Origin of the sequence: Porcipelethomonas ammoniilytica (genome assembly GCF_025567485.1) — a bacterium.
In the GTDB taxonomy this organism is placed as follows: Bacteria; Bacillota; Clostridia; order Oscillospirales; family Ruminococcaceae; genus Porcipelethomonas; species Porcipelethomonas ammoniilytica.
On the sequence record NZ_JAOQKH010000001.1, the window covers coordinates 310,101 to 333,975 of the forward strand.

Sequence of the window (23,875 nt, forward strand, 5' to 3'; positions counted from 1 at the left end):
GTTACACCTCCGTATTTTCGGCATAGAGCATTGTATTCTGAACAAACCTTACGGGCATTTGTTCCTTTTTATGTTCTCCTATGACCTTTTCCATCCAAATCATATTGTACCAACGACCGAATTTATATCCGCATTTATGAAATTCTCCGACTTTGTGAAACCCTAAATGCGTGTGAAATTCTGCACTGTTATTATTTAAGTATTCATCTGCTGTTTCGGGACAAGCGATACAAGCATACATATTCAAAATTCCCATACCTCGCAGATATTCTTCAAGTGCTTCATAAAGCTTACGCCCTAATCCGTTCTTTTGAACGGCACAATCCAAATATATGGTCGTTTCGCATGACCATTCGTATGCTGCCCTTCCTATAAAAGTCCCTGCATAAGCATAACCGTGAACTACTCCATTCACCTCAACTACTAAATAAGGATAACGCTCCATTATGCTATATACCCTGTTTTGAAATTCCTGCAAATTAGGAACATCATATTCAAAGGTGATTGCTGTATTTTTAACATAATGCGCATAAATTTCTAAAATGCGTTTTATATCTTCCTGTTTTGCAGCTCTGATTATGACCGTATTCATAGGTTACATTTCCTTTCATTGTGCTTCCCAATATTTATTGGAATCCGCAGGTGCTTCTGTTCTGTCGGTCATCGTATAGGTGCGGACAGGCGTTACAACTGTGATTTTGTAATCTGCAAAATCATTTATTCTGCCGTGTTTTTGTGCCATACGATGTGCAGTAAGATTTCGCCATTTTGAAACACATTCTTCGCTTTTCCAGACTGACATACTAAGCAGTTTGCCCTCAGCAGCAAGGGAAGAAAAACGCTCGGAACGAATGAATCCCTCTGCACTTGCAAGGCTTTCTTTCAGCGAACCCGCCATTTTCAAATAGTCGTCCATTTTTCCGTTTTTAACGGTCACTTCAAATAATACGATGATATTATTCATTTACTTTTCCTCCTGTGATTGATGAACAAATTTCGGCTTACACCTTTTGCAAGGTCGATAGCCTTTTTCTATTGCTTCTTCTATCGTGTCAAAAAACATTATATTCTTTTCAAGCGGTACTTTGGCGGGACAGCCCGGACGGCATATAATCTTTGTTGTTTTCACACCATAGATAAACTTTCCGTCATAAGAGGTGTCCCTATTTTGAATTGCCAGCATTTTTTCTTGTTCGTTCATTTTCATTGCGACTCCTTTTCGGGGCATAATCTTTCATTTCGGGTATTGCACCGCCTGCCACCGCCCAAAAGTACAGGCTTGCTACGCTGCAATAGGGGCTTAATCTTCTACGATATTTTTCAAACAGTTTGCGGTCGATTTTTCGGTGGTGATATACCATGCGCATACCACGCAAAATAGCTAAATCACCGTAGCTGAACACATTCGGACGCTGCATACAAAAAAGTAAAATCATTTCGGCTGTCCAAACGCCGATACCCTTTAATGCCGACAGTTCCGCTATAATCTCGTTATCTGATTTATCCCAAATTCCCTCTAAATCAAAAACTCCGCTTTGTACTTTTATCGAAAAGTCTGTAATATACTCCGCCTTTTTGAAGGTCATTCCAAAAGACTGTAATTTATCTATCCCTGCGATAAGGATGGTATCGGCGTTGACGATACCAAGATCATCTTGCATTCTCTGCCAAATAGTTGCCTGTGCCTTTGTTGAAATTTGCTGACCGATAATATGATGAACAACGGAAGAAAACAGATCCGTATCCACTTCACGCTCAATCTTTCCGACTTTATCAATTACTTCTGCAAGGTGTTTATCTTTTTGTTTCAGGTATGTAACCTCTTTTTCGCCATATTGGAAAAACATATCTGTTTCACCCCCTGTCTTGACTTGGACTTCTTTTTACAGTATAATATTATCATAAATCAAGGCGATATAATATTGAAATATCGTCAAATAGTATCACAATATCTCCAAATAAGAAGGAATGGAAATGAAAAACCTGCGAAACAATTATATAAACTCCGTAAATCTGAATGCTGAATCAAATTTTCCGTACCTTGTGCTGGATGTAATTAACGACCAAAGTTATCCGAGAAATCCCGGATTTCAAGTTATGCACTGGCACGAGGATTTACAGTTTATCTATGTACTTGACGGCGAAATAGAAATAAAGACTTTAGATACATCGGTGCGGATAGATAAAGGCAGCGGTATTTTTATCAATAAAAATGTGATACACCTTGTTAAAAAATCCTTTTCCTGTCACTACAACAGTTTTATTTTTCCTGATTACTTTCTTAAATTTTATTTTGGCAGTCCCGGAGCGGATTTTGTGGAACGCATTGTCGGTAAAGACGAATTTCCGATCTGCTGCTTTTCAAAAGAAACAGAGTGGTGTAAATCTATTTTATCTGTACTTTCCCATCTTGCAGACCTTGAAAAAAGGAAAACCGAATTTTACGCCTATGAAGTGCTTTGTCTGCTCTCCACACTTTGGCTTGAAGTGTGTCGTAATATTCAAGTTCCAACTGAAAACACCGATACGGTTATGGGCGTTCGTATGCAGAAATTTTTACAGTACATAAACGAACATTACGGAGAGGATGTTTCTCTTGACAAACTTGCAGGGAGTGCAAATGTCAGCAAATCGGAATGTCTGCGTTGCTTTAAGACAAGTATGCAGACCACACCTTACAAATATCTGACCGAATACAGGCTTTCAAAAGCTGCTGAATTACTGAAAAATTCTGACGAACCGATAGGCAATATCGCTGACAGCGTAGGGTTTCGCCAAGTCAGCCATTTCGGAAAGTGTTTTAAGGAAAAAACAGGACTTTCACCGAGAGAATATAGAATGAAAAATGCGAATGGATAAAGTATTTTAGTATGTAGAAAAAAGCGAAGGGATGAATACCTCCGCTTTTTTTACTGTATCTTAATACTGTGGCACACCGTACCCAAGTATCTCGTAATACCCTACGGCGTAGTGATTTTCTCGGCAGCTATCGCTGTAATTAAAAGAGCAGCAGCCCGATGAAACAGGCTGCTGCTTGATACTTTTTAATTATACTGAAACCGATAGCCGACATCCCGAATACTCTCTATTTGATACGCGGGTTCTTGGTCGGTATCAAATAGTTTTTTGCGTAGATTTCTGACATGGAAACCGATTGTTTCCCGCTCGCTACCCGAAGAAAAATCACCCCATACCTTTTCATAGATTTGGTCGTAGGTCAGCACACGGTTGTTATTAGCCACTAACAAACAGAAAATATCGTATTCCTTTGCCGTTAATGAAATTGCCTGTCCGTTACTTGTAATTTTTCTACGGGCAAGGTTAATTTCAAGTCCGGGAAGTGATAACATCGGCTCATCTCGAAGCTCCCATTTTTTCAAATCAGGGTGGCGTGATAAAAAGGATAGAATATCCTCAAATGCAGAACTGTCACGCTCTGTCAACTCTAAAATGATGATTCGTCCGATACTCTCACCTCCCTTTATATGAATATTAAGATATGTCAACAATGTATTAAACGGAAAATTGTTACTCCTTCAATTTATTTTGCAGAGAAAAATTTCGCTATGTCTTTCATTCGTTTTGGCATATTTACATGAAACGGGCAAAACTCTTTGCAATGTCCGCATTCCACACAAGCGTCTGCCTGAACCTCTAAATTGCGGTAATGGTGGATTGCCATCGGATCACCGGCTTTGACTAAATCAAAATAGCGGCTGACCGCATTGATTTCTATTTTTTGTGGGCAGGGCATACAATGTCCGCAATAAGTACAAACCCCTGCCATATCCTTTTTCTGCAATGCGCCTATAAAAGAATAATCCCTTTCTGCTTGAGAGGTTTCATAAAAACGCAGAGTTTCTTTCATTTCCTCCGAGGTGACAGCGCCCGCTAAACAAGATACAACGGCAGGGCGGTCAAGGGCATATTGCAAACATTGTGCCGGCGTCATCGTTCTTCCAAAAGGTGATAATCGTGCATCCAAAAGCTGTCCGTTATTATAGACTTTCATAACTGTAATGGAAATGCCTCGTTTGGAACATTCCCGATATAGTTCAGTCCGTTCCTCAGAAAGTACAAGTCCATCGTCAGATGGTTCATAGTCATATCCGGCGTTTACCCCGAAAAACATAGCGTCAAAATCAGCGGCATCCAGAGCCTTTTTTGCCACAGAGGGCGTGTGGGAAGAAAAGGCAACATTACGGATAACGCCCTGTTTTTTCAGTTCAAACGCATAATCAATCACACCTGTATCAATCAGTCTTTGCAAATCGTAATCTTCATCCACAAAATGAATTGTTCCAATATCACTATAATCCGTACCGTATTTTTTCAGTTCTTTCCCAAAGGCGTCTTTTATCTCGGACAATTTCAGCAAATGCTGATATTCGCCCTCCGGGTAGGCTACACACAAATGATTTTGCATGACAAGCTGATCTCGCTTGCCTTTAATTGTCTCCGCAATGACTTTTGCAGGCCATGATACAGACATACAGGTGTCAAAGAAATTTACGCCCTGTTCAAATGCTGTCTCGAAGATACGCTTTATTTCCTCCGCAGAAACACTCTCATATCCGTAATTACCTACGCCTATTCCAATTGTGCTAATTTTTTGTCCATTGCGCAAAGTCCTGTATTCCATCAATCTATCCTCCTTAACTTTGCAATATCTGCGTCTGTTCGATTTCCTAATTTCCTTGTTTTCACCTTTAACCCTCCTAATTCATTTTTATAGCGCTGGCCGTTTCCCACTTTCCCTTAAAGTAATACATATAATTGACTGCGGAGATAATCGCCCATGACATCGGTTTGCAGATAAAAAGCGACCTATATCCGATAGCAGGTATATATTGCAGCGTATATGCAAAAATCAGACATATCGTTAAAAAGGCGGATGACAGCGCCGTAGAAATCATTCCTTTACCAACGCCTTGATATAAACCTGTGCATGGGAAATATAGGGCAAAGAGTAAAATCGGGAACGATAGCCATTTAATATTTTCTGCACAATAAGAAGCGGAAAGACCTTCTATTCCAAAGGATGCCGCCAACGGTGCTGCAAAGAAGAAAGTAATTACCGATATAATAAAGGTTGAACCTACTGCAAGAATCACCGTATGTCTCAATCCAATGCGAATGCGTTCTCGTTTTCCTGCGCCAATATTCTGTGCCGTATAGGTTGGAAGCGCTTGATACAATGTGGATGTGGGCAGATGCATATAGCCCTCGATCCGGCTTACAACTGTATAAGACGCAATCATTGCCTCGCCAAAGCTATTTACCAATCGCTGCACAAAAAGATTAAATACTGTTCCGACCATAGACTGCAATGCCATCGGCAAACCTGTCTTAACGATAAGAATTACATCCGATATGGATACTTTTATCTTTTTATTAAAAAAGCGGAGTATTTCATATCTGCGATACATATAAACAAAGCTTACCACACAGGCAAAAAGCTGTGATATTACCGTTGCCCATGCAGCACCGACAACACCCATATTCAACCACGCCAGAAAACAATAATCCAAAATAATATTGATTACAGTGGAGAGAAGCAGAAAGTACAATGAAGCTTTGCTGTCTCCTATGGAGCGCAATAAAGCCGCCACTCCATTATAAACAAATTGAAACAAAAACCCGATTGCACAAATTCTAAAATAAGTCTCGGAATAATCAAGCAGAGAATCCGGTACAGACACGAGATAATGGAGCATGGGCCTACCGAATCCAATACTCAAGCCGCCGATGCAAAGACCGAGGAAAATCAAACTAAGCATAGAAGCGAGGGCGTTTTTCGCAATTCCTTGATATTGCTTCGCTCCAAAATATTGTGCAGATATAATGCTGGAACCGGCAGAAAAGCCAACCGAAAAAGCAATCAGGAGATTCGTCAGCACCGCACAAGTTCCAACGCCGGAAAGAGCCTGCTCGCCTGCAAGATGTCCTACCATCATGGCGTCCACCGTATAGTACATCTGCTGTAATAAACTTCCGAAAAACAGAGGAAGCGCAAACCGCAGAATACATTTCCACGGTCTGCCTTCTGTCAAAACAATTACGCCGCCTTTTTCTGATTTTACCATTTCATAGCACTCTCGACCAATTCAGGCGTTTCAGGATTTCCGATCATAGCTGTTCTTTTGTCCAAAGCCCTTATTGCTTCCAGTTCATTTGCAGTCAACTCAAAATCAAAAATATCAATATTTTCTTTCATCCGGCTTTCGTGTACGGATTTCGGAATGATAACGACATGGTTTTGCAGCAGAAAACGCAGCGATACCTGTGCTGGTGTTTTCCCATACTTATTCGCAATCCTTTTTATGACTTCTTCCTCAAACATATCGTTTGCACGGCCTTGACCAAGCGGAGCGTATGCCTGATGCGCTACGCCGTATTTATCTTCCCATTCATGCTCGGTATGACGCTGGCAGTAGATATGCGTTTCGATTTGATTGATTGCCGGTTTTACTTTATTAAATGAAATGAGATCAATCAGTCTGTCCGGTTCAAAGTTTGAAACACCGATTGCTCTGATTTTTCCTTCTTCATACAGCTTTTCCAAATCACGCCAAGCAGCGTAAACATTTCCGAACGGCCAATGGAGCAGTACCATGTCAATATATTCCGTTTGTAGTTTTCTCATAGAGTTTTCCACGGTTGTTCTTGTGTTGTCATAGGATTTGAAATTAACTTTTGTGGTAATAAAAAGCTCGCTTCGTGATACACCGCATCTTGCGATAGCGTTACCTACCGTTTCTTCGTTGCCGTAGGCCTCCGCTGTGTCGATCAGACGATAACCTGCTTTGATTGCGCTGAGAACACTTTTTTCGCATTCTTCGCCTTGTACCTGAAATGTTCCAAAGCCAAGCATAGGCATTTCAATGCCACTATTCAATTTTACAAAATCCATAATAAAACCTCCGTATTTGATACTTGCACAATCCTCAGATTTGTGTTATTATAATTATAACAAGTTCGTGTAACACGAAGTCAATAGGCTTTTCAATTTTTTCAAAAATTTTTTTGGAGGATACCATGTACTACACAATCAGGCAGTTTGCAGAAATGTTTGACACTACCGAACATACCATACGATATTATACGGATATTGGATTGCTCCCTTGCCAACGAGACGGAGGAAACCGCCGTGTGTTTGACGAAGAATCTGTAAATTGGATGCAGGGGATCACCTGCTTAAAAGGCTGCGGCGCTTCTATTGAGGACATCAAAGAATACTGCCGCCTTTGCCATTTGGAAGAATCGGAAGAAAACCTCCGAGCAAGGTATCAAATTATTCTCCGTCAGCGGGAACAGGCATATAAGCGAATAGATGAAGCCAAAGCAACAGCGACTTATATGGACGAAAAAGTAAAGCACTATGAACAAATTTTGTCTGGACTTATTCCGGATGACAGCAATCCAAAAACATGGACACCAAAAACACGCCCCGAACATCATTGAATAACCTATATGTGCTTTTTCGGGAAGTGCATAAAAATCTTAGTCCATTCCTGAAATAATTCCCTTTTCATTAAAATGATTTAACGCTTTATATGAAAATATGTAAGCCGTCTGCATTTGCAGGCGGCTGATTTTCTAATACTGTGGCACACCGTACCCCAATATCTCATAATACCCTACGGCATAGTGATTTTCACGGCAGCTATCGCCGGAATTGCCCTCCACGGTGTAAACTATGCCGTTCTCGACTTTCTCAACGATCCCCACATGATCGGATTCTCCGTCCTGCGGGCCTGACGAGCCTTTGTTATCCCAATCGAAAAAGATAATGTCACCGGGACGGGGTTCGTAGCTGTTATCCTGCCATAGTCCGCGATCTCTGAACCATTCGACACCCCAGACACAGCCTGCAAATTTCGGGATAACGCCTGCGTCGATATATCCGCACTCATTAGCGCACCACGAAACGAAACAGGCGCACCATTCCACACGGGAGTTAAAGCCGTACCACGACCAATAAGGCGCACCGCCTACATTGCCGATCTGCGACAAAGCGACCGTCACAATCTCACCGTCGCCTGTGCCGATACCGTAAAGAACAGCGCTCCACATACTGCGGTTTTCATCGGCAAGAAGTTCGGCAAGCTGCTTTCGCTGGTCGGCGCTGAAATTGTACTGATCCGCCATTTCCTCGGCGGTCTTATGGCTGACCGTGATATACAGATAGGTTCGTGTAACGGTGGTCGTTGTTTCCACAATATTCCCGTGGCCGTCGTCGGTTTCGGTAATCACTTCCTCGGTCTTTGTTTCAGTACGGGAAGATATTTCATTCATCTGCCAGAAAATATCTTTTAGAATCGCCTTTTTGGAATCGTCCATCGTGGCAACCTCTTGTGCATTGTCGGGGTCGGTGGTCGTCTTGACCGCATAAATAGCAAGCACTTCCGGCCATACGGCGCGGGAGCCGGACATTTCCAGCACATCATAGGAAATATTCGCCTTTGTCGTGTCAAGCTGCGTTTGATAGTCGGTATTGATTTCCTGAACGACCGTCTGCATAGTCTGACCCGATCCGCTGTCCTCGTTTGAAAAGAAGATACCGAAACACGAACCGACAATCAGGCCGATCAGACAAATAACGATAATGACAACAACCGCAACCCAGCCCCCGGCGGCAATAGCGGCAATCAGCGCCTTTGTTGCGGCGATAATTGCCTTGACTGCCGCAATGGTGGCTTTGACCGCAGCTTTTACACCCGTTGCAACCGCTTTCGCTGTGGTGCGGGCAGCCTGCGCCGCAGCTTTGGCGGCCTTTGCCGTAGCCTGTGCGGTTTTCTGCGCCGTTTTCGCTGCCTGCTGGGTCGTCTTGATTGCCGCTTTGGAAGTACGCTCGGCGGTCTTAACGGTTTTCTGCGCGGTTTTGACGGTACCCTTTGCGGTCTTGACGGTTGCCTTGCCCGTAGATTTCGCCGTTTGCTTAATAGTCTTGCCGCTGTGTTCCACCGTCTTGATAGATTGTTTCGCAGGTTCGGCAGAACGGCGAAATTTCTGCATAGATTTTTGAGCCTGCTTTTTCGGGAAGTCGGCTTTCTTTTGCTGAAAATGGTCTTTTGCTTTGGAAATATTCTCTTTTGTGTCCTTTATGCCCTTTCGCCCGAACTTGTCAAGCCGGTGGACGGCTTCACGGGCGGCGGTTTCCGTCCCGCCCGAAATACGGTCGGCGGCGTATTCATCGGGCGAACCCTCTGCAGAATAAAGGCTGTGATCCGCTTTGTCTTTGGTACGGATATAGGCTGATTTCATACGCTCGGCGGCAACCGCCGATTTATCAATCGCCTTAACTGTCCCTTTCGCAACCTCCCTTGTCTTTATCTCCGGCATTGTGTCACCTCCGATCCGAGCCGTGAAAGCTCCTGCCGCAGAGCAGAGTAAAACGCCCTGCTTCGGATATTGCCGCCTGCGGCTTGCCATTTGTCCTCAAAATCAAAACGGGCGGCAAGCTGACGGACGGAATAGTTTTTTAGAAATGTCCTCCAAGTGGATTCGTCCCATTCTTCAAGCTGCCGCCATAGGTCGGGAAAATGCCGATACAGCTTCCGCAATTCCTCCAAACTTTGCAGAGGGCAGCACCAGCAGGAAACACGGCTGAAAATCTCATATAAACCGCCCCAATCAAAACCCCGCCTGTAACAATAGGAAAGACAGTCCTTTTCTGTCATTCCCCATTCTACAAGCGGGTAATTTTTGTCCTTGATTCGCTTTGTTTCATCGGCGGCAATCCCCACATACTCAATAACCGTATATTCCTCTTTCAGCTTTTTCAAATAGGCGGCAACGATACGGGTTTTGAGAATCCCCGTACACCAGCGGCCACGGGGACCGGGCCAGCTCATACCCCTGTACTGCGACAGCGCGGGATTCTTTCGTTTCGGGTTGTACTCGTAAAAGTAGTATTCAAAATCGTGCGCCGCTTTCAGCCGGATAATGGGTCTGCCGATATACGCCTCCAAGCGGTCAAGGTGTTCGTACATCTGCGGAAATTCAAGCCCCGTGTCGCAGAACAGAATCAAGTCAACAGGTCGTTTTTCTTCCAAGAGCCGTAAGAGCATAGCCGTTGAATCCTTACCGCCTGAAAGAGAGAGGACATATTTTTCAGGCTTCATTTTCGCCCACCTCCAAAGAGGGCGAAACAATCTTTTTCGCTACAACGACCATGCGGCCGTTTTGTCTGCTGTATTCGCAGGTGGAAAGGGTTATCAGCTTGTCGCCGTATTCTGCGGTCACGCCCGTATCATAGAAAGCAAGCTCCTTGCATTTAGAGATATATTCGTTAAAGGCGGTTTCGTCCTCGGCATTGACAAAGTGGTAATATTGAAAGCCCTGTTCGGAGTAAGCGACGGTCTTGAATACCGCCACAACCTCATATTCTCCAAAGCCGGACAGCGTATCAAAGCGGATTGTTTTGTGCGCCCGGTAAAAATCCTCGTCGGCATATTTGCAGAGATCGGCAAACATACTGCCGTTATTCATATGATGGCCGTAAATAACGCAGTTGTCGGAAAGTCCGAGGTCGCAGTTTTCCTGCACATAGGGAACGCCGTAATCGCTGTACTGCTTTTCAAAGCTGTGTTTCAGGTAGTAATTCGGGTTGTCAATCGTCTGCATAACGGGATAGTCGATGTTTGTGCCGCCAACAGAAATCCAGCCCACGAAATCGCTGTTCTGCTCATAGACCGCAGCGTACTTTTCAAAGGCGGTTCGTTCGGGCTGCGGGGATTCGGATTCCTGCGGCTCATCGACGGGCGGCGTTTCGTCCTGCACAAGCGCAGCGATATTGTCAAAGGCTTTGGCGCTCTGTTTCTCGTCTGCATACTGCCGATAAAGCATAACGCCGGAGAAAAGGAAAAGGGCGGCACATACAGCCGCCCCGATCATCAGATATTTGCTTTTCATAAGAATTGTCCTCCTGTTTTAGATTTAAGAAGCGTCCCCGCCGCCGAACACGCCCTCGCCGGGTTTGGTTGTCATAAGCTGATACAGCTTTGTATCTCTCGGAAAGCGGTTGATAAAGGGTACAAGAGCCGAGCCGTATTTGATAAGACCGCAGCCTGCGTCCGCGTTGGTAACATAGCTCATCTGCTCGTCGGAGATATTTAAGAGTTTCGAGAGCTTGGAACGGTCGGAAAACGCCTGATTGAGCATAACCACAAATTCAGAGTTGGAAAGCATTGTGCTTGCCTGTACGGAATCAAGCAGATATTCCACATTCTGCGTAATAGCGGTCGGATAGCCGTTTCTCTTTCTGAACTGCCTCCAAGCAGAGTTAAAGAAAATGCCGCTTTGCTCGTTCTCAAACACAACATGGAACTCGTCGATAAACACATGGGTACGCTTGCCTTTTTTCCAGTTGAGCGTAACCCTGTTCAGAATCGTATCGGTGATAACCAAAAGTCCCGTGGGCTTTAACTGATCGCCCAAGCTGTGAATGTCAAAGACGACAATCCGCTTGTCGAGGTCTACGGTGCTTTCGTGTCCGAAAATATCAAGCGATCCCGTGGTGAACAGTTCCAAAGACAGGGCGATTTCCTTTGCCTTTTCTTCGGGCTGTTCCAATAGTTTATTGCGGAGATCGCAGAGAGTAGCGGTTTTGCCCGTCGCCTCGGCCTCCTGATACACAAGGGCGGTACAGCGGTCGATAATAGATTTCTGCTGCGGGCCGACCCCGGTTCTGTCGATCTGCTCTACAAGGGACATAATAAACTGCGATTTCTCCACAATGGGGTTGTTCTCGCCGTAGCCGTCAACCATATACATGGCGTTCAAGCGGTCTTTGCCGCCTGCCGCCATATGAATGACGGTCGCCGTTTCATCACCCAAAGCCGCCGCCAGAGCGCCAAACTCATTTTCAGGGTCGCAGATCAGCACATCGTCCTCGGTGTTGAGAATCAGAAAGGCAATCAGTTCTTTTGCGGAAAAGGATTTACCCGAACCGGGAACGCCGAGCAGAAAAGCAGACTGATTCAAAAGGTTCGCCTTGTTGCACATAATGAGATTATGAGAAATGGCGTTTTCCCCGAAATAGATACCGCCCTTGTCCTGCACCTCCTGTACCTTGAACGGCATAAACACCGCAAGGCTCTCGGTAGTAAGAGTACGAAAAGCATTGATTTTCCTTGTGCCGATTGGCAGTACGGTATTCAGGCCGTCGAACTGTTGGAACTTCAAAACGGCAAGCTGGCACATATGCTTTCTTGCAACGGACAGCACCGTTTCGGTGTCGCTGTCAAGCTGCTTTTTATCGTCGGCGGTGATTACCATAGTAATGACGGCGAACATCATGCGCTGATCCCTCGTTGTCAGGTCGTCCAAAAATTCCTTGCTTTCCTTACGCTGGAGCTCCATATCATACGGGACGACTGCGGAAAAATTGTTGTTGGCGTTCTGCCTGCGCTGCCAGTTGGTAATGTTTGTTTCGACCCCTAAAAGGCGGTTTTCCACCTCACGCACCGCCTCGTCGGTGGGTACGGGGACAACATCAATAGACAACATCATATTGCGGTTAAAATCGGTGAGCTCCGTTACCATACTGTCTTTTATATACGAAGCATAGTCTTTCAAAAAAAGAACCCGGCAATATTTCTCGCCGAGCTTCAGATAATCGCTGTTCTTTTCCATAGAATCGGGACAGATATAGTCCCTGAAATCGTGTCCCTTTTTCATCATATCCTGCGGGTCGAAATGAAAGGCGGCTTCTTCGCCCTGACGGTAGAAGTCGTGAAGCACCCGCAGCTTTTCGCCTGCGTCAAGCTCGGTACACTTTGAGCCGAGGGCGGCAAAGTGGGAAATCAGGTCTGCGCCCACACGGGAAAAGTAAGTGCGGGCTTCCTCAATATCCTTTTTGGCAACGGAGATTGTGATATATTTCTCCTGCATAATGCCGTTTGCGCCGGTGGCCTTGTCAAGCAGCATTTGATTATATTCTTTGCGGTACACATCACGGGAATCCCCGCGCATAGGCATTAAAATCGACTGCTCAAAATTTGCCTTGTTCAGTCTGCGGTTGTTGATGGTGATTTTCGTGGTAGCGCCGGAATCCAGCGAATTGAGCAGTTCGGAATAGGCGAGAAACATAGCCTCTTTATCCTCACGGCTTGCCACGAGGTAGTTTATATCGCTGAATTTATAGGTCTTGGAAAAGCGGTTTCCCACCTGAAAAATACCGTCTTTCCAGATACGCTGAATCGGGATAATATCCTGCACCTTGCGGGGGACGGAATATCGCTCTTTATCCTGTTTCAGCAGGTTTTTTAAGGTCTTAATCATCGTTTACCTCCTGTATCAATTTTGTCTTTGAGCGCTTCATAGTAGAAATTCGAGGATTCAAAACGAAGCTCTTTCGGCTCTAAAAGCTCCGAGCGAATCCATGCCCAGATAAATTGCTCGGCGGTCATGCCGTGATAGGTGATAAATCCCAGCGCCGCAAAGGGAGCAGCGCCGAGAATACACATCCACGACACAGTTTCCGTCCCGACATAGGGCTTTAAGAGAAAGTACAGCCCTACGGCGACAGCGACCGCCAAAATGGAAAAAATGAATTGCCGCATACTTAACCCGAAAAACATTGATTCGGTGTAGTTGCGGATTTCACGGTTGATCTTGACTTCCATAATCTTTGCACCTCCTTACAGTCCCATCATTTCACGCACAACACGGTCGGCCATTTTGACCGCGCCCACGAGGACGAGCATATTAAACACAAGCTCCCCGATATAGCTCCATACCATAGAAACCGCCGCAGCGTTGGGGTCAACTACGGGCGGGGCCGAAGCGAACAGGGAGAAGATAATGCAGGCAAGCACGATAATTGCCCCCTCCAAGCAAACGGCGGCGTAGCTCTTTATAAAGCTCTTGCCGACATTCTGCGAGGGTTCGCCTGCAAAGGCAGACAGCGGCACCGGCGCAATCGCCGTGTAAAGGTAGAGTTTGAAAAATCTGCCGTAGACCGTCATTATCATAATAAAAGACAGTACCGTAATGAACAGGCCGCCGATCAGCGTCACCGCCCATAATGGGATAGATTCAAAAAATCCGCAGTCCTCAACCGCTGTCACGATTTCAGCGGGCAAAACCGTCTGACCTGCTGCACCAAATCCCGCAGCGGTCATAATGGTGGAAATAAGCCCCTGTACGATATTGAACAAAGCCATCATCAGTTCCAGACCATAGGTGACGGCGGCCTTTGCCAACGCAAAGCGGATAAAGACCTTTAATGCGTGCTCCGGCTTTTTCAGTTCTGCAAACGAGCCGCAGGTTTTCATCACACCGACAACAAAGAACAGCACGAGCAGGGCAAGCCCTATCGCCTGTACTGCGCCGTGGATATTGACAATGACATTCCAAATCGTGCCGCCCTTAAACTGTTCGGGGGATTGGGTGATAAGCTGCCATATCTCGGCAAGTTTGCTGTTCCATGTTTCAAGGGCGTTTTCAAGGTTTTGTACGACCCAGTTATCCGACAACAAAATCACCCCCCGACCGTTCACGGTAGCCCTCGATTTCAATATCGCAGTCAACCTCGTTGCCCCAAGCGTCCCAGCCGTCCGCTTTTTCTCTTGCGAAAAGCTCTACACGGGGCAGGTCGCCCACAAGCTCAATGATTTTATGACGGACAATATCAGGCTTTTTGCTGTGTTCCTCAATATGGGAAATAATCACCTGATGAACGCCTGCGGATTTTCTTTTTGGGCGTCCTTTGGTAGCAAGCATACAAAATTCCGCATTAGCTCGCGTCCAGTGTCCCATACCCCAAAAAAGAGAATCAGATTTTCGGTTTTGCTTGATCCAGACAAAGGCGACCGTCTTATATTCAAAGCCCCACGCTTTCATAACGGAAAAGCAGTCTTTCAAAAGCGGAATTGTCGTCCACATAAAAAGAACGCAATCCGTATCGGCTAACTCTCCGACAGGCAATGCCTGTATATCTTCAAGTTCCATTGTCGGATAGTGGCTTTCTGCCGAACGCCCTAAACCTTTTTTGGAATACACTTTATACCGCCACGGCGGATCTGCGTAAATAATGCTGTATTTCTTCACAGCGTCCTCCTTTCAGGCATAGTAAGGGCAGGCCGCCGCTTGCAGCCTGCCCCGTATGCCGTATCGTTCTGTTATCTGCTGTCCCGGTCGGGCGAACTGCGGATAACGCCGTACACATCGTCCACAAAATACCGTCCGGCAAAGGGATTGAATATTGCGTGACATTTCACGCCGTTATACTCTGCCAGATAGTCGTTGTCGCCCAAGCGCCTGATAATCGTCGCTTCACCGAGAACATGGGTTTCTCCCTGTTTCAGAGAGTGGATATAGCACTCGCATTTTTCCATTGCGATCTTCCTCTCTTTCAGCCTGTAATCAGGGTAAGGATTTCTTTTGCAAAGGTAATGACAATGCCGCCTGCAAGGGTGAGAAATCCGTTGGAACGCTGGCTGGGGTCGTGGGACTGAAAAGACAGGCCAACCTGCACAATACCCCAGCCGAGCAGAATCAAACCGACCGCACGAATCAGGCCGAAAATAAAATCACTTAAATTGTTTACAACGGTGATCGGGTCGCCTGCGGCAAAGGCCGTCATCGAGCATCCGAGGGTAAAGGCAAGCGCCATAACGACAGCGCAGTAAAAGCGGAATCCCTTTTTCACCTTGCCGGGCATAGGCAGCTTGTTCGTGGTCTTGTTCTTGTTAAAGTTCTTCATATTGCAATACCTCCTTAAATTGAAAACAGAGCTTCTATATCCTCATCGGAAAGAAGCTCGTAATCGGGTTCTGTTTCTTCCATATCGGGAATGTCCTCTGCGGGGATTCCCGCAAGGGAGAGCGTAGCAATGGCGTGTTCCGTCCCGCCGTGTTCATAAGGTGCGGCGCTGCCGTCTGTGGTAAGAGATACATTCGGGTGTTTCAAGATGTCGTATTTCTCGTCCATAATCGGCAATTCACCGCGGATAAACAAAAGGGCGCAGCAGTTATCCAGCATACGAACCTCGTCCGGCGTCATAAGCTCACGCCCGGAAATCTGATAATTTGTGCTGTAATTGCCGTTACGCCCCGACGATTTGCCGTAGGTGTTGGTATCAATGGTGGCCTTGCCTAAAAGCTCCGACACATATTTATGCGTGGATTGCTCGTTGCCTCCGAGATAAAGAAATTCGTCGCAGTTGCCGACAATGCTTTCCCATTGCTTTTCAAACAAGGTCTTTAACTGCGCTAAATTTTGCAAAATAATCGAAACAAACACCCGCCTTGAGCGCATAACGGACAATATCTTGTCAAAATCATCCGGCAAGCTCACATTGGCGAATTCGTCCATCAGGAAGTGAACGGGGACGGGCAGACTGCCGCCGTACTTGTGGTCGGCCAAATAAAACAACTGCTGAAAAAGCTGCGTGTATAAAATGCTGACAAGGAAATTGAACGAAGTGTCGTTATCAGGTATCAGCGCAAACAACGCAACTTTCTTTTCACCAAGCGACGGCAAATCCAATTCGTCCGTAGCGGTCAGCGCCGCCAAAGAGGACAGGTTAAATTTTTCAAGCCTTGCCGCCAAAGTGATTTGAATACTTTTCAGGGTCTTTGCCGAGCCGGAATGATAGTCCTTGTAATACTTCACGGCTATATGGTCGGGATCGCGCATTTCCAGCCGTTCAAAGAGTTCGTCCAGCGGCGAGGTGTATTCGTCCATATCCTCTCTGACATCAGCCGCACGCAGCATTTCCATAACCATTGAAAAATTCTGTTCATCGGGCGGCGCCTCATACTTCAAATAGAAAATGAGAGCCAAGAGCAGCATACTTGCCGCCGTGTCCCAGAACGGGTCATTGGATTGACTGCCTTTCGGCGTTGTGCTTTTGAACAGGTTTGTTACAAGCCTCTGCACATCGTTATCGTCACGGAGATACACAAACGGATTGTAGCAATGGCTTTTCTCCATATTCAGAAGATCAAGCACACGCACCTCATAGCCTTTTTGTTTCAGCAAATATCCCGTGTCCCGCAGCATTTCCCCCTTGCAATCTAAACACAGGTAGCTGGTGGTGGACGCTTGGTATAAATTCACTTTACCATAGAACCTCGTTTTTCCCGCCCCGCTGCCTCCCACGACAATCGTATTGAGATTGCGGCGGTGCTTTCGGTCATCCAAGCCCATACGAACATTTTGTGTGAATATCTTGTTTTCCTCCGGCTTTATCGCCCGGTATTTTTTGTTGACGGCTCTTGCGTTGCCCCATTTCGCCGAGCCGTGTTCTTCACCCCTGCGGTAGTTGCGGCGAGAAGATAGGAATACGCCGATAGAAAGACCGTATACACAAAACAAAACGAGGACAGTTTTTACGCTTTCCCCGCAAAGCTCTATATGAAACGGGTCGTTCATTGCCGCAGGAAACCGGGCAAGGATTTCGGGCAGTCCTCCATGTGCGGCGGGAGCGATCAGAAGCCCCAGCCACACAACGGGAAAAATCCCGAACAGGCAGAGGACAAGAGAGTTATTCCCTCGCTTCATCGTTCCTGCACCTAACCTTTTTAGTAGGGGCGTCGATTGCTTTCAAAAGAACCTCGTCAACAATATCGGTGGGGCGTTCTTCCTCCAGCAGGTCGTTTCGCATTTCATTTAGGGCATTGATAACAACGCCGTGTTCGTAGCGGTCGAGCGTCAGCACCCGTTTTTCTGTTTTCTCCATAATCAGCGCTCCTGTTCCGTATGGCGGGGCGCTTTGCTCTGTTCCAGCGACCTTGCCATTCTTGCGGAAATGTCAAAAGCTGTGTCCCGAATGTCGGAGAGTTCAGCACGAAGCGTCTGCGGATCGGCTTCCTGCATATCTGCGGGAATATCATCAAACGCATAACGGCTGACATCTACACCGAATTGTTTACCGAGAATATATGAAACAGCTTTTGCCTTAAAATCAGCGGTTTCGGGGGTACTGTCACCTGCACGCACAAGCTCCGCTTCGGCCAATGCTTTGGAAACGGAACAAAACAGGTCGTTTGCGGGAAGTCCTCGGCAAACAAAAATAGCCTGCTGTTCGGGGTCATACAATGCACCCATACCGTCGGGCAGCTCATCGACAGACTGAATCGGCACAGGCTTTTTGTAAATAAGTGCGCCGAGCAAAGCCCTTTCGTCGTGAGAAACAGGCGGCTGCGCCCTCATGCGGGAAGTGGTCTGCGAAATATCATACACTCGCTTGATGTTATATGACACGCCGATACTGCCGTCGTCACGGGTGTACTCGCCGTTAGATTCCACGATCTTAATAGGACGGCCAAATTCCTGCCTCTTAATATACACGCCCTGATCGCGCCAAAAATCCTTGTCGCCCAGCCTGCGGGCGTCGGGTTTCGTCGCCAGAATCAACAGGGCGTTGGTAGCGGAGTAGTGACGGAAATTTGCCTGCACATCCAGATAGTCACGGAACTTGCCGCCGTCTGTGCATACTTCCTCGGCGGTGGCGTCGGCAAGGGCGTAAACCTCGTCACGCTCAGCCTTTTTCTTTGCCGCCCAAGCCTCTTTGTCAAAATCTTCGGCTTGCGGGGCGGGTTCAAAAATATCGTCAAAATTGTTCATTGTTAGTACCATACCTTTCTAATGAATTTGTTTCGGTTTCTTTCTGCTGATTAGCAGAAAGAAATTTTGTGCCTCTGCACAAAAAGGAACAAATTGGGGCCGAAAGCGGCTAATGCGCGTTTAGCGCTCGTTTCATTTTTCGGCCTTATCTCTCCTTTGATTTGGGTTTCTTTTTTCGGGACGGCTGCTTGTGGGCGGTCGTCTGCTGTTTGGTCGGATTTTTTGATACGGTGGGTTCTTCTTTGGCGGTAGCCGCCGCCTCTTGCTGTTTCGCCTTGATTTCCCGCAGTTCTTCACGAACAGAGGGGCGTTCTTCGGGCGGTTTAACAGTACCCTCGGCGGTTCTGCTTTGCTTCTTTGAGATAGGCGCGGACGGATGGGATTTCTCCGCCGCTTTCCCAAAAGAAGCATTTTTGCTGACTTCGGGATTCTGCGGTGTCCGTTCCTCCTTTTTCACAGGCGCGCCCATTAAATCGTCAAGCAAACGGTCGTCGGCCTCCTTGTCGGGTTTCTCCTGTTCGGGAGCAGAGGGGGCGGCAGTTTTCTCGGCTTTGGATTTTTCAATATCCCGCTTAATAGAAACAGTATCGACTGCCGCCAGCTTGAAGCGTTCCACAATACGGTTGATTTTGGAAGCGTCCTCGGCACGAACCATAATATCTACCATACCGTCAGCGGATTTTTCTTTACCCCGCAGAGCGCAATAAACAACGCCGTACCGCTTGGCTTCGGCGGCAAACTGTTTCAAATGCTCCTCGCTGACGGTAAACACTTTCAGTTCCTTGCCGCTTTTGAGCATAGCGGTCAAACGCTGCCTGCCTTTGGTCTTGTTCTTATCCCTGTTTTTCAGAACAGTATAAATCATTGCGGCGATATTCTTTGCCGCAGAGCCGGTCAGCTTTAAGGCAACTTCCGTACCCTCTAAACTGATCCTTACAATTTGTTCCGCTGCGTCACCGGAATTGTACATGGTCGGTTCTCTCCTTTCCTTTGATTTGCTCGTCCTCTCGGACGGCTTTGATTTTCTCTTTGATAACGCCGGAGCGTTCGGCTATATCGTCACATAAAGACACCTCCTTTCGCAGAGCGGCAAGCTCTTTTGACAACACGGATATTCGATCTTTGATTTCCGCCGCCTTTTTGGGATTGGCTTTAACCGCCGTCGTTCGCTGCAATTTGTAAAGCTGCTTTCGTTCGGCGGTCAGAGCCGTAATTTTGTCTTTCACCTCGGATTGATACGAAAAAAGCTGCTCGGCGGTATCAATACGATGACCCACAAGCAGCCTTGTTTCGGCGGTGATAGCGTCCAGCTTCCGCAAGTCCTCTCGCAAGAGGAAATGAAGCCGCCTATTTTGTTTCGGATTGTTTTTCGGGAAGATCCCCAGCAGGTAGCAATAGTGAAAATACAGCGCCCGAAAACCTGTGATTTTGCGGGTCTTTTCCAAGCTGCCGAACAGCCGAATCCGTATCACTTGACGGGTCGGTGCGGACGGTTTCTTTTCAGCCCGTGTCTGCGACAGAATCCGTCTGCGGATTTGTTCAATGGAATAGTCCTCACCGAAATTGCGTATCAGCCTTACAAAGCGCTCTTTGCCCGGCGGCCGTACCGAAATATCCTTTCCGATCTTGACCTCATAGCCTTTTTTTCGCAGGTTATCGAAAAACTGCCGTTCGGTCATAGACTGCCGTATAGCCTCGTCCATGTCGGCGCGAATCAGCCCCCGCCAAGTGGGGCGCTGTTCCTGCTCGGCACGCCATTCGCCGTATTGCTTGGCTTTCCCGTACTGCGGATTTTCAATCACCGATAAACGGTACTCACGGCAAAGCGCATCGGAAACGGTCTGCATATCGTGATAATCTTTTTTGGTGCGGTGGTATTTGATTCCGTCCACAAAGGACACCGTATTCAGCACAAAGTGATTGTGCAGGTGATTTTCTTTGTCAAGGTGGGTCGCCACAATCACCTGATAACGGTCGCCCCACAAACGGGCGGCGAGCTTCATCCCGATTTCGTGTGCCATTTCGGGGGGCGCCTCACCGGGGGCAAAGGATTGATACCCGTGGTAGGCAACCGTCCCGTTTTCTTTGCCGAACCGCTTTTTCACGGCAAGCATTTCATCACGGGCGGTAGAGGGAGAGCAGTTGATCCCCGACACAAAACGGTGAACTACGGCGCAGTCCTCGTTATCTGCTTTCTGTGTTTTTCGGGAATTGACCGCATAGCGGATAACATCGGAAAGCTCCTGTCCGTCCTGTTCGGTCATATCTTCATCGGTATAAAATTTTGGGTTCATTGTTTTATCGGGATTTTCCACATAGACAACCACCTTGCCGAGCCAGCCTTTCACACGCCAAATAGAGGTAGTAGCCATTACTTCATCGGGCGGGGCAAAATGACCGCCTCGGTGATTTTCCTGATAGCCGTATCAATCTTGCGGCAGGCCTCGTCGTACCTCTGCACATCGAGAACATTCAGGGTGTGGGCTTTGACGGCAATCTGATTCAGGTTGTTGCCGATCCCGTGAAGTTCCCTCATCATGGCGTAGTAATCGGGCGGCGGGGCGTCCTGCGGTTCAAGCCCATTTACCAAGTGCCGCAAATACGCCTCACGGGAAAGACCGCTGCGCTTTACTTTCTTTTGAAACGCCTCGGCTTCCTTTTTATCGAGCCAGAATTGAATGTGAACATTGCGTTTTCTCATAAATCCTCCTTATCTAATTCCTCTTGAATTTCAACAATACGCTTGCCGACCGCGTACACAACGGGAATCGTCACGCCGTTGCCTGCCTGCTTATATAGCTGGGCGTCGGAATTGACGGCAGCCGCTTTATCAAACATATCATCGGAAAAGCCTTGCAGCCGCCAGCACTCACGGGGCGTCAGCTTGCGGATTCGTCCGCAGCCAAGCGGCACGCCCTGATTGCAGGAAGTATCAAGCGTCTGCGCACAGCCCTTACCCACACGACCACGGCGGGTATTACTGTCGGGGAAAGCAAGATTGATACTGTCGCCGCATTTCGCCTCGGCATATCCGGCGGCGGTGGCGTTCTTTATTTTCAGAGCGTGTTCGCAGGAATCACAGGCGCAGAGATAAACGCCGTGTTTGTCCTGCGTATTCAGGCAAAAGGCGGGTTCGCCGCACTCCTTGAAACGGCGGCCGTTCTGCCTTTTGTTTTCACGGTCGGGGGTCAACACAGCGCGGCAGCCATAAAAAACGCCGGAGCTTTCGCCCCGGTTGCTTACTCCAATTTTGTTGTAGCCTGCGATCAAGCATTTGGTGTAATCTTGTTCCCGGATTTTCGGCTCGCTTCGTTTTAGCTGAATCAGCGCCGTTTCCTCGGTGCGGTCGGGACAGTCTGCACCCATACAAAGCACGCCCGAATTATCGGCGCTGCGGTTTCCGATCCCGCTGTCATATCTCGCTTTGATACAGCGGGCGTTTTCCGTCAGCTTGGGATTGCCTTTGCACAGGTCGATAAAATACATTCCCGTCCTGCCAGCAAAGCCACCGCCTTCGCTCATCAGCGTACAACTAATACCTGCGGGGTCGTAAACACGCTTGCCCTGCGTGCCGCCAATTAGCTGTATAAGAGCCTTGCCGTCGCTTGCGGTGACAGGAAATATTTTTCGTCCACCGTCGGCTCTAAAATGTCGATAAGCGACAAGGTAGATTCGTTCTCTGTTTTGCGGAACGCCGTGGAAGCGTGAATTAAGCAGTCCGTATTCGATATGATAGCCGATTTCGGCCAGCGAATTGAGAACGGTTGCAAAGTCCCATCCCCGATTAACGGAGAGCAGATTTTTAACATTTTCAAGGACAAGCCATTCGGGTCTATCTTCGGTAGGCGTGCCTTTGAGCAGTCTAATGATTTCAAAAAATAGAGAGCTTCGTTTTCCGGCAAGCCCTCTTTGCCGGCCAGATACAGAAATGTCCTGACACGGGAATCCGCCTGCCCATAGGTTGACCCTCGGCAGGTCTGCGGGTTCGGTTTGGGTAATATCTTCTCCATACCATTCATCCTCCTGTATATCGTGTATGGCGCGGTAGCTGCGGTCTGCGAATTTGTCTATTTCGCAATGACCCTTACAGATCATGCCGCAAAGCTCAAAGCCCTTGCGGAAACCGCCCACGCCGCTGAAAAAATCTAAAAAGGTTAAAGGTTCGGTCATTTGTCGTCGTCCTTTCCGCGCAGGCGGCCACATTGAAACAGGCACATTGTCACAATGCCGATACAACCGCCGAGCATAGTCCCGATGATGAAAAAGAGCAGTTCGCTCATACATACGCCTCCTTTCAGCGCATAAAAATATCGCCCTCCGTTTATTACGGGGACGAGCGGATTAAGGGTTTCAGGGGTTACCCCTGACAAGTTTTTGCCTTTGTGGTATCACAAAGGCGATGCTTGCTGGTATATCGCATAGCGTTCGTCCCATAGGCCGAACATTTTGCCACCGACCGAAATATATTCAGCGTTCATGCTCCCGCTGCGGGTTGAACGGGATTCTGATTAGCTGACCGTTCAGCTTTACCAAGTGTTCAGGATAGCGAAACATCTTTGTATAACGGGCAAGTTGTTCATCGGAAAGACTGTCAAAGCTCTCGCCCCGGCAGTCGCAGATAAAGGCAGGACCGCAGATGAAATCCACCATAACGCCGTCCTCGTTTTTTACGCTGCGGTTCGGCTGCATACCGTTGATTTTGCCTTCCTCATTGCAGACGATACAGACCTGTTCCTCAAACGGATAATAGGCTTCGATCAGTCCGTCAACGATTTTCTGCAAATCTTCAAGAGAAGTGCCGATTTCAGCGGTGCGGGCGAGCTTGCCCGGTTCCAGTAATACCACCTTGATTTTCTTTTCCTCACTCATAGCGGAAAGCTCCTTTCATCGTTCATAATCACGGCTGCGCTCATTTGACCTTGCGGAGAAATCCACCCCGACAAAAGAATCGGCGTCGAGGATATATTCGCTGTCGTTCCATTTTTGCTCAACCTGCCTTTCGGCTTCTTCACGGGAATTGGCTTCGACCTCAACCGTCTTTTGCAGGGTTTCGGTAATCGTAACTTCATAGGTTTTCATCATTCTTTGCTCCTTTTCCATATGATTCATAAATCGCTTTGGCATTATCGGATTGCGGAGAAAACTTAATACCGCACTCGTCCTCCAGCGCAATCAATAGACAGCGTAATTCGTCGCTGTTTTTGATACGGGGATGGTGCTATACTAAAAAAGTGGACAGCAAAAAGCGAAAGATGGTATAATAATAAAAAAAGGAGAGAAACACATGGAAAACACC

General features: G+C 47.2%; 29 protein-coding genes. 2 read left to right on the forward strand and 27 right to left on the reverse strand.

What is annotated here, in order from left to right:
* Position 1 precedes the first annotated feature (1 nt).
* Genes OCV67_RS01435 through OCV67_RS01450 form a run of 4 tightly spaced genes read right to left on the reverse strand, consistent with a single transcriptional unit; the run spans position 2 to position 1,847 of the window.
* Positions 2–592 (reverse strand): GNAT family N-acetyltransferase, encoded by a 591-nt coding sequence (locus OCV67_RS01435; RefSeq protein WP_147642065.1) that lies wholly within the window; start codon positions 590–592, stop codon positions 2–4.
* Between the two features lie 15 nt (positions 593–607).
* The gene (locus OCV67_RS01440) at positions 608–964 is read right to left on the reverse strand and encodes an antibiotic biosynthesis monooxygenase family protein (protein WP_147642066.1); all 357 of its coding nucleotides are present in this window, start codon (positions 962–964) and stop codon (positions 608–610) included.
* Positions 965–1,201: an Ada metal-binding domain-containing protein gene (locus OCV67_RS01445; RefSeq protein WP_147642067.1), complete on the reverse strand. Its 237-nt coding sequence runs from the start codon at positions 1,199–1,201 to the stop codon at positions 965–967.
* Entirely contained in the window at positions 1,164–1,847 is a 684-nt protein-coding gene (locus OCV67_RS01450; RefSeq protein ID WP_147642068.1) for a DNA-3-methyladenine glycosylase family protein, read from the reverse strand. The genes OCV67_RS01445 and OCV67_RS01450 overlap by 38 nt, the downstream gene beginning before the upstream one ends.
* A gap of 127 nt (positions 1,848–1,974) precedes the next feature.
* On the opposite strand from OCV67_RS01450, the gene OCV67_RS01455 reads away from it, so the two are divergent.
* Entirely contained in the window at positions 1,975–2,859 is an 885-nt protein-coding gene (locus OCV67_RS01455) for an AraC family transcriptional regulator (RefSeq protein ID WP_147642069.1), read from the forward strand.
* Between the two features lie 185 nt (positions 2,860–3,044).
* Here the strand turns inward: OCV67_RS01455 and OCV67_RS01460 are convergent, their stop codons facing one another.
* The 4 genes from OCV67_RS01460 to OCV67_RS01475 all read right to left on the reverse strand — a co-directional run bounded on the left by OCV67_RS01460 (position 3,045) and on the right by OCV67_RS01475 (position 6,913).
* Positions 3,045–3,443, reverse strand: a complete 399-nt coding sequence (locus OCV67_RS01460) for a winged helix-turn-helix domain-containing protein (RefSeq protein ID WP_262644153.1) — start codon at positions 3,441–3,443, stop codon at positions 3,045–3,047.
* Positions 3,444–3,541: 98 nt separating this feature from the next.
* On the reverse strand, positions 3,542–4,642 hold the full coding sequence (locus OCV67_RS01465; RefSeq protein ID WP_147642070.1) for an aldo/keto reductase: 1,101 nt from the start codon (positions 4,640–4,642) through the stop codon (positions 3,542–3,544).
* A 76-nt stretch (positions 4,643–4,718) separates the two neighbouring features.
* Complete coding sequence (locus OCV67_RS01470) at positions 4,719–6,086, reverse strand: MATE family efflux transporter (RefSeq protein WP_147642071.1); 1,368 nt, start codon at positions 6,084–6,086, stop codon at positions 4,719–4,721.
* Positions 6,080–6,913: an aldo/keto reductase gene (locus OCV67_RS01475; RefSeq protein ID WP_147642072.1), complete on the reverse strand. Its 834-nt coding sequence runs from the start codon at positions 6,911–6,913 to the stop codon at positions 6,080–6,082. Before OCV67_RS01475 ends, OCV67_RS01470 begins: the two co-directional genes overlap by 7 nt.
* Positions 6,914–7,038: 125 nt before the next feature.
* Between OCV67_RS01475 and OCV67_RS01480 the strand changes: the two genes are divergently transcribed.
* Positions 7,039–7,464: a MerR family transcriptional regulator gene (locus OCV67_RS01480; protein WP_147642073.1), complete on the forward strand. Its 426-nt coding sequence runs from the start codon at positions 7,039–7,041 to the stop codon at positions 7,462–7,464.
* 135 nt (positions 7,465–7,599) lie between these two features.
* On the opposite strand, the gene OCV67_RS01485 is transcribed toward OCV67_RS01480, so the two are convergent.
* The 19 genes from OCV67_RS01485 to OCV67_RS01575 form a co-directional block, all read right to left on the reverse strand.
* Entirely contained in the window at positions 7,600–9,345 is a 1,746-nt protein-coding gene (locus OCV67_RS01485; protein WP_147642074.1) for a CHAP domain-containing protein, read from the reverse strand.
* The gene (locus OCV67_RS01490; protein ID WP_147642112.1) at positions 9,333–10,127 is read right to left on the reverse strand and encodes a phosphoadenosine phosphosulfate reductase domain-containing protein; all 795 of its coding nucleotides are present in this window, start codon (positions 10,125–10,127) and stop codon (positions 9,333–9,335) included. Before OCV67_RS01490 ends, OCV67_RS01485 begins: the two co-directional genes overlap by 13 nt.
* On the reverse strand, positions 10,117–10,917 hold the full coding sequence (gene srtB, locus OCV67_RS01495; protein ID WP_147642075.1) for a class B sortase: 801 nt from the start codon (positions 10,915–10,917) through the stop codon (positions 10,117–10,119). Before srtB ends, OCV67_RS01490 begins: the two co-directional genes overlap by 11 nt.
* A 24-nt stretch (positions 10,918–10,941) precedes the next feature.
* Positions 10,942–13,287, reverse strand: coding sequence for a VirB4-like conjugal transfer ATPase, CD1110 family (locus OCV67_RS01500; RefSeq protein ID WP_147642076.1), 2,346 nt, complete (start codon positions 13,285–13,287; stop codon positions 10,942–10,944).
* Positions 13,284–13,631: a PrgI family protein gene (locus OCV67_RS01505; protein ID WP_147642077.1), complete on the reverse strand. Its 348-nt coding sequence runs from the start codon at positions 13,629–13,631 to the stop codon at positions 13,284–13,286. Before OCV67_RS01505 ends, OCV67_RS01500 begins: the two co-directional genes overlap by 4 nt.
* A gap of 15 nt (positions 13,632–13,646) precedes the next feature.
* On the reverse strand, positions 13,647–14,483 hold the full coding sequence (locus OCV67_RS01510; protein WP_147642113.1) for a hypothetical protein: 837 nt from the start codon (positions 14,481–14,483) through the stop codon (positions 13,647–13,649).
* Positions 14,473–15,057, reverse strand: a complete 585-nt coding sequence (locus tag OCV67_RS01515; protein WP_147642078.1) for an MT-A70 family methyltransferase — start codon at positions 15,055–15,057, stop codon at positions 14,473–14,475. The genes OCV67_RS01510 and OCV67_RS01515 overlap by 11 nt, the downstream gene beginning before the upstream one ends.
* 71 nt (positions 15,058–15,128) lie before the next feature.
* Complete coding sequence (locus tag OCV67_RS01520; protein ID WP_147642079.1) at positions 15,129–15,344, reverse strand: hypothetical protein; 216 nt, start codon at positions 15,342–15,344, stop codon at positions 15,129–15,131.
* Between the two features lie 17 nt (positions 15,345–15,361).
* Positions 15,362–15,712: a glutamyl-tRNA amidotransferase gene (locus OCV67_RS01525; protein ID WP_147642080.1), complete on the reverse strand. Its 351-nt coding sequence runs from the start codon at positions 15,710–15,712 to the stop codon at positions 15,362–15,364.
* Between the two features lie 14 nt (positions 15,713–15,726).
* On the reverse strand, positions 15,727–17,514 hold the full coding sequence (locus OCV67_RS01530) for a VirD4-like conjugal transfer protein, CD1115 family (RefSeq protein ID WP_147642081.1): 1,788 nt from the start codon (positions 17,512–17,514) through the stop codon (positions 15,727–15,729).
* Positions 17,498–17,692: a hypothetical protein gene (locus OCV67_RS01535; RefSeq protein ID WP_015523962.1), complete on the reverse strand. Its 195-nt coding sequence runs from the start codon at positions 17,690–17,692 to the stop codon at positions 17,498–17,500. The genes OCV67_RS01530 and OCV67_RS01535 overlap by 17 nt, the downstream gene beginning before the upstream one ends.
* A gap of 2 nt (positions 17,693–17,694) precedes the next feature.
* On the reverse strand, positions 17,695–18,579 hold the full coding sequence (locus tag OCV67_RS01540; protein ID WP_147642082.1) for a hypothetical protein: 885 nt from the start codon (positions 18,577–18,579) through the stop codon (positions 17,695–17,697).
* A 145-nt stretch (positions 18,580–18,724) separates the two neighbouring features.
* Positions 18,725–19,549 (reverse strand): PcfB family protein, encoded by an 825-nt coding sequence (locus OCV67_RS01545; protein WP_147642083.1) that lies wholly within the window; start codon positions 19,547–19,549, stop codon positions 18,725–18,727.
* A complete protein-coding gene (locus OCV67_RS01550) occupies positions 19,533–20,951 on the reverse strand; it encodes a relaxase/mobilization nuclease domain-containing protein (protein WP_147642084.1) in 1,419 nt (472 codons plus the stop codon). Before OCV67_RS01550 ends, OCV67_RS01545 begins: the two co-directional genes overlap by 17 nt.
* Entirely contained in the window at positions 20,951–21,280 is a 330-nt protein-coding gene (locus OCV67_RS01555) for a MobC family plasmid mobilization relaxosome protein (protein WP_147642085.1), read from the reverse strand. The genes OCV67_RS01550 and OCV67_RS01555 overlap by 1 nt, the downstream gene beginning before the upstream one ends.
* A complete protein-coding gene (gene dcm, locus OCV67_RS01560; RefSeq protein WP_147642086.1) occupies positions 21,277–22,749 on the reverse strand; it encodes a DNA (cytosine-5-)-methyltransferase in 1,473 nt (490 codons plus the stop codon). Before dcm ends, OCV67_RS01555 begins: the two co-directional genes overlap by 4 nt.
* Positions 22,746–22,859, reverse strand: coding sequence for a DUF3789 domain-containing protein (locus tag OCV67_RS01565; protein ID WP_147642087.1), 114 nt, complete (start codon positions 22,857–22,859; stop codon positions 22,746–22,748). Before OCV67_RS01565 ends, dcm begins: the two co-directional genes overlap by 4 nt.
* A 187-nt stretch (positions 22,860–23,046) precedes the next feature.
* A complete protein-coding gene (locus tag OCV67_RS01570; RefSeq protein ID WP_178084954.1) occupies positions 23,047–23,424 on the reverse strand; it encodes a DUF3846 domain-containing protein in 378 nt (125 codons plus the stop codon).
* Between the two features lie 39 nt (positions 23,425–23,463).
* Entirely contained in the window at positions 23,464–23,703 is a 240-nt protein-coding gene (locus OCV67_RS01575) for a DpnD/PcfM family protein (protein ID WP_262644161.1), read from the reverse strand.
* Positions 23,704–23,875: the final 172 nt, after the last annotated feature.

Bases quoted from the DNA above. Each gene is read 5' to 3' on its own strand.
- OCV67_RS01530 (WP_147642081.1), bottom strand. From the start codon at position 17,514: ATGAAGCGAGGGAATAACTCTCTTGTCCTCTGCCTGTTCGGGATTTTT.
- OCV67_RS01535 (WP_015523962.1), bottom strand. From the start codon at position 17,692: ATGGAGAAAACAGAAAAACGGGTGCTGACGCTCGACCGCTACGAACAC.
- OCV67_RS01450 (WP_147642068.1), bottom strand. From the start codon at position 1,847: ATGTTTTTCCAATATGGCGAAAAAGAGGTTACATACCTGAAACAAAAA.
- OCV67_RS01505 (WP_147642077.1), bottom strand. From the start codon at position 13,631: ATGGAAGTCAAGATCAACCGTGAAATCCGCAACTACACCGAATCAATG.
- OCV67_RS01545 (WP_147642083.1), bottom strand. From the start codon at position 19,549: ATGTACAATTCCGGTGACGCAGCGGAACAAATTGTAAGGATCAGTTTA.
- OCV67_RS01480 (WP_147642073.1), top strand. From the start codon at position 7,039: ATGTACTACACAATCAGGCAGTTTGCAGAAATGTTTGACACTACCGAA.
- OCV67_RS01465 (WP_147642070.1), bottom strand. From the start codon at position 4,642: ATGGAATACAGGACTTTGCGCAATGGACAAAAAATTAGCACAATTGGA.
- OCV67_RS01575 (WP_262644161.1), bottom strand. From the start codon at position 23,703: ATGCCAAAGCGATTTATGAATCATATGGAAAAGGAGCAAAGAATGATG.
- OCV67_RS01455 (WP_147642069.1), top strand. From the start codon at position 1,975: ATGAAAAACCTGCGAAACAATTATATAAACTCCGTAAATCTGAATGCT.
- OCV67_RS01485 (WP_147642074.1), bottom strand. From the start codon at position 9,345: ATGCCGGAGATAAAGACAAGGGAGGTTGCGAAAGGGACAGTTAAGGCG.
- OCV67_RS01525 (WP_147642080.1), bottom strand. From the start codon at position 15,712: ATGAAGAACTTTAACAAGAACAAGACCACGAACAAGCTGCCTATGCCC.
- OCV67_RS01565 (WP_147642087.1), bottom strand. From the start codon at position 22,859: ATGAGCGAACTGCTCTTTTTCATCATCGGGACTATGCTCGGCGGTTGT.
- OCV67_RS01435 (WP_147642065.1), bottom strand. From the start codon at position 592: ATGAATACGGTCATAATCAGAGCTGCAAAACAGGAAGATATAAAACGC.
- OCV67_RS01550 (WP_147642084.1), bottom strand. From the start codon at position 20,951: ATGGCTACTACCTCTATTTGGCGTGTGAAAGGCTGGCTCGGCAAGGTG.
- OCV67_RS01500 (WP_147642076.1), bottom strand. From the start codon at position 13,287: ATGATTAAGACCTTAAAAAACCTGCTGAAACAGGATAAAGAGCGATAT.
- OCV67_RS01555 (WP_147642085.1), bottom strand. From the start codon at position 21,280: ATGAGAAAACGCAATGTTCACATTCAATTCTGGCTCGATAAAAAGGAA.
- OCV67_RS01445 (WP_147642067.1), bottom strand. From the start codon at position 1,201: ATGAACGAACAAGAAAAAATGCTGGCAATTCAAAATAGGGACACCTCT.
- OCV67_RS01440 (WP_147642066.1), bottom strand. From the start codon at position 964: ATGAATAATATCATCGTATTATTTGAAGTGACCGTTAAAAACGGAAAA.
- OCV67_RS01540 (WP_147642082.1), bottom strand. From the start codon at position 18,579: ATGAACAATTTTGACGATATTTTTGAACCCGCCCCGCAAGCCGAAGAT.
- OCV67_RS01490 (WP_147642112.1), bottom strand. From the start codon at position 10,127: ATGAAGCCTGAAAAATATGTCCTCTCTCTTTCAGGCGGTAAGGATTCA.
- dcm (WP_147642086.1), bottom strand. From the start codon at position 22,749: ATGACCGAACCTTTAACCTTTTTAGATTTTTTCAGCGGCGTGGGCGGT.
- OCV67_RS01470 (WP_147642071.1), bottom strand. From the start codon at position 6,086: ATGGTAAAATCAGAAAAAGGCGGCGTAATTGTTTTGACAGAAGGCAGA.
- OCV67_RS01520 (WP_147642079.1), bottom strand. From the start codon at position 15,344: ATGGAAAAATGCGAGTGCTATATCCACTCTCTGAAACAGGGAGAAACC.
- srtB (WP_147642075.1), bottom strand. From the start codon at position 10,917: ATGAAAAGCAAATATCTGATGATCGGGGCGGCTGTATGTGCCGCCCTT.
- OCV67_RS01475 (WP_147642072.1), bottom strand. From the start codon at position 6,913: ATGGATTTTGTAAAATTGAATAGTGGCATTGAAATGCCTATGCTTGGC.